Consider the following 1,940-nt stretch of genomic DNA (forward strand, 5'->3'; position numbering starts at 1 on the left):
TCAAGAGGTAGCACCAACGGCGGCCCCGGGTGAAAAACCCCAGCGCCCAAAGGGCCGCCTGAACCGCATGGAAACCCCACTGACACAGACTAACTCAGACACCATACTCCCATTAACACGGATTGTAAAAGAAATGAACGGAAATGACTATCGGAACTGCCTGACAAGCGAAACTGCGGCTTACAGCTGTAGCGGGCATATCATTTCTTCCTGACTCAATATATTGCATCTTCTAGATGGCAACCTCTTCAGCCTACTAAAAGCTTTACTTTCTAACCATAATTACCCCCAACCTAACCAACACTTTTTATGAAAAAATTCAACCTCATTAAACTCCTATGTTTAACACTGGCGCTGTTCGGTACAGTGAGCCACGGCTTTGCCCAGAAAAAGGGCGAAGCTCTTAATCTAGGCACTACCCGCGCATTCAAAGAATCCCTGCAGAAACAGGTGAGTTCCAAAAGTTCCGTAAACGCAAGGACCGGAAAACCCTCACTCCGCGTGGCGGTGCCCGGCAATAAGGAGCTGTCGCTCGATGTCAATTTTCAAGAAGATGAAAAAGGTGGCCTTACACTTGTAGGAAGGGTAAACGGCGTAGAGAAAAGCACCTTTTTCATACAGGTAGAGGACGGAAAGCTGCATGGGGACATCATTATGCTGGAGCAGAAACTCGCGTTTGAGTACGGCACCCGTGAAGACGGCACGGTTTATATCCAAGAGAAAGACATAAACAAGCTGGTCTGTGTGGACTATAAGGTTCCCCCGGCAAACACAAAGAGCTCCAAGCAAAAAGAAGAGAGTAGTACGGCAAATGCAAGGAATTTGACCCTTCAAAGCCGGCCAGGTGCTCCATATGTAATATACCTTGACTTCGACGGCGAGCATGTTCCCGCAGGTACCGGCTGGAACGGCGGTAACGCCTTCTATGTGTCACCAATGAACGTTTCAAGTGCGGTGATAACGGAAGCCTGGGAAATAATAGCCGAGGATTACCGCCCTTTCAACGTGAATGTCACCACCAGCCTGTCTGTGTTTAATGGTTACGCCGCCACTAGCCGCCAGCGAATCATCTATACCCCAGATAATAACTTTGGCTTTTATCCTAATGTTGGGGGCGGAGCCAGGTACGGAACTTTTCGCAACAATGACTGGCCGTGTTTCGTGTTCATGGGCGGGACAGGGAAATGGGCCGGAGATATCGGCTCCCATGAGGTAGGGCATACGCTGGACCTTGAGCATGACGCAACCTATAGCAATCCTAGCTATTATAACGGACACAACGCCTGGGCCCCCATAATGGGCTCCTCCTATTCCCCAACCGAGCGGGCCATTGCCCAATGGAGCAAGGGCGAATATTATAATGCTAATATGCAGCAAGATGACCTGGCGGTAATCGCCTACAGAATAGGCTACCGCGGGGATGACCACGGCAACAGCACCGGTGCCGCAACCACTCTCTCCGTAAACTCCACCACCGGCGCTGTCACCAGCCGCAGCGGGGTGATCGAGAGAAATACCGACATTGACTTTTTCCGTTTCACAACCGGCAGCGGGTCTGTGTCCTTCAACATAAACACCGTCAGCCGCCACGGCAACCTAGACATACTGGCAAGGCTTTATAATTCCTCGGGCACCGTGATTGGTACCTACAACATTACAAATTCGCTCAACAATACCAGTTCGTTGCATGCCAGCATATCCACCAGCCTCAGTGCGGGCACCTACTACCTGTCAGTGACCGGCACCGGCGCCGGAACTGTCAACACCGGTTACTCTGGCTACGGCTCCTTGGGCAGCTATACCATAACAGGAACGGTGAAACCGCCGCTGGTGGCAGTTAGACACATAGAGGCGGAGAGCTACAACGGCGAGAGCGGCACGGGCACGGAGGCCTGCACCGACGCCGGCGGAGGGCAGAACCTGAGCCAGATGCACGCGGG

2 protein-coding genes are annotated in these 1,940 nt (G+C 52.2%); both read left to right on the top strand.

Features of this window, described 5'->3' with window-relative positions; genetic code table 11:
* Positions 1 to 214, top strand: a 214-nt coding sequence (locus A8O23_RS21795; protein WP_204377728.1) for a hypothetical protein, incomplete at its 5' end; no start/stop codon positions are given.
* 95 nt (positions 215 to 309) lie between these two features.
* On the top strand, positions 310 to 1,940 hold a 1,631-nt coding region (locus A8O23_RS21155; protein ID WP_192849062.1), incomplete at its 3' end, for a DVUA0089 family protein.

This window comes from Rufibacter roseus (genome assembly GCF_001647285.1).
In the GTDB taxonomy this organism is placed as follows: Bacteria; Bacteroidota; Bacteroidia; order Cytophagales; family Hymenobacteraceae; genus Nibribacter; species Nibribacter roseus.